Raw genomic sequence first — 2,010 nt, forward strand, 5'->3', positions numbered from 1 at the left:
AAAAGAGCCTCGAGGGCTCTTTTTTTGTTGAGATTGTTTTGAACATTGGATCAAGGGATAAAGTTGTCACTAAAGAAAAACGGGGGAAGTGTGTCTTCCATCGGCAAAGAATAGGGATTCGAAGCCGTCGTCTTTCCGTAGTAGCCGGCGGGATCTACTTCCTTGCCGAACCAGACGAAGGCGTAATTGCCGTCGATGCCAACGCCCATGGAAGTGAGATCCCGCCAATTGCCTTGACCAACAATCACACCGTTGTGTCCGGGGGAGGACTTCCAACCGGCTAAGGCACCTTTAGGGGAAGCGTAACCGCTTGTCCAGTAGGCGATTTCAAAGCCGCTGCCTCGGTAGGACGTGAGTTCCCTCGGCTTATCCCACATGGCTTTGGCGTATGCGTGATCGTCGGTATAGGCCATGGGTGTCCAGGAGCCGTTGCTCGACCAGGAATGGAGATTGCCCTTAATTCCCCGTGCGTCAATCTGATTTTCCGGATGGTAGCGATTCGAATCCGTGATGTGGGTCCGCGCCACAGTGGTCAGGGACTTCGAGAGGAGAAACTCCGGAAGGCCGAGCTGCACGCGGTATTCGTTGATTCGCTCTGCCAGCTCCGCTTCCTTGTAAGAGAGCCCTTCTTCCACATAGGTGTAGAAGCGATCCGTTAGGTAGCGGTCGTCGATTTTTCCCTTTAAACGTTCCCGCAAGGTGGTGTAGATTTGCACCGTGCGTGTGGGGGCGTCGTAATCGACGCGAAAGTCTAAAACGCGACTTAAATCCCGCAGCTGAATGTAATTGTTGTCCTTAATCATGGCCGTGCGAAGCGAATCTTTTCTGCCGTCGATGATCATGGGGCGATAATCCATTAAAGCCCGCGCTTTTTTCGGGGCGATAGGCGCAAGGTCTCCCTTTTGAGGGGCATACACTTGCTTCGATTGCAACGTGACCGTTCGCGTAGCATAATCGTAGCTTACGTCGAAAGAAGATTCCGTGGTTCGAAGTATCGCCGCAATATCTCTCAGCTTCACGTAGTTATTTCCATCAACATTGTAGGCGGCGAGCTTTACCGGGGATCCGTCTAAAGTGACGGGCTGGTTCGACGGCACAGCTGGCGTGGCGGCAAAAACCGACGCGGGGCCAATGAGGGAGAAAAATAAAGTGCAGGCCAATAAGTAATTCCGTAAACCTTTCATAAAAACCTCCTTTTGTTTACCATTATAATAATTTAGCAGAGCAAAGGAAACAAGAACGTCTTTGAAAGATGAGGGAAATAGGGTATAAGGTAAATGAGGTGAATAAAATGAACATTATGCCCCTGCCGGCACTGTCGGATAATTACATTTGGATCATCGAAAAAGACAAGCACATCGTCGTCGTGGATCCCTCGGAAGCGGATCTCCTCCTGCAGCTTATGGCGACGAAGGGCTACGGCCTTGAAGCCGTGCTCTTGACCCATAGCCACCCGGATCACATCGGCGGCGTGAAAGAGTTAATCGCAGCCCATCCGGCGCCGGTCTACGGCCCCGAGGAAACGGGCGTGGCCACGGAAATCGTAAAAGGCGGCGAGACCATCCGCCTTCTCGGCGAAAATTTTGAGGTCATCGCCACGCCGGGCCACACGGAAGGGCACGTGGCCTACAAAATGAAGGAGCATCTTTTTATCGGCGACACCCTCTTCCTCTCCAGTTGCGGGCGGGTCTTCAGCGGCGATTACGAGGCCATGTTTAAGACCCTGGAGAATTTAAAGGCCATGGACGATGAAGTAAAAATCTATTCCGCCCACGAATACTCCCTGTCCAATCTTGAACAGAGCGTAAACTATTTAAAAAACGACGCCACGAAAAACGAATTGGCGCGAGTGCGGAGCCTGAGAGATGAGGGCGCCGTCACGCTCCCAACCACCATGGGAAAGGAAAAGCAGGTGAATCCTTTCCTCGTCATCGACGATTTCGACGAATTTGTCCGCTACCGCAAAGAGCGTGACCGCAGCTAATAAAAAAAGCGTCCCTCGGGACGCTC

2 protein-coding genes are annotated in these 2,010 nt (G+C 52.1%); one reads left to right on the forward strand and one right to left on the reverse strand.

Features of this window, described 5'->3' with window-relative positions; genetic code table 11:
- Nucleotides 1–50: 50 nt before the first annotated feature.
- On the reverse strand, nt 51–1,184 hold the full coding sequence (locus tag WKT05_RS10520) for a CAP domain-containing protein (protein WP_340414053.1): 1,134 nt from the start codon (nt 1,182–1,184) through the stop codon (nt 51–53).
- Between the two features lie 107 nt (nt 1,185–1,291).
- Here WKT05_RS10520 and gloB point away from each other — a divergent pair, with 107 nt between their 5' ends.
- Nucleotides 1,292–1,984, forward strand: a complete 693-nt coding sequence (gene gloB / locus WKT05_RS10525) for a hydroxyacylglutathione hydrolase (RefSeq protein WP_340414054.1) — start codon at nt 1,292–1,294, stop codon at nt 1,982–1,984.
- Nucleotides 1,985–2,010 lie beyond the last annotated feature (26 nt).

Origin of the sequence: Peptoniphilus sp. HCN-40583 (assembly GCF_037892835.1) — a bacterium.
In the GTDB taxonomy this organism is placed as follows: domain Bacteria; phylum Bacillota; class Clostridia; order Tissierellales; family Peptoniphilaceae; genus Aedoeadaptatus; species Aedoeadaptatus rachelemmaiella.

Coding starts and splice junctions, on each gene's coding strand:
- gloB (WP_340414054.1), top strand. CDS start 1,292: ATGAACATTATGCCCCTGCCGGCACTGTCGGATAATTACATTTGGATC.
- WKT05_RS10520 (WP_340414053.1), bottom strand. CDS start 1,184: ATGAAAGGTTTACGGAATTACTTATTGGCCTGCACTTTATTTTTCTCC.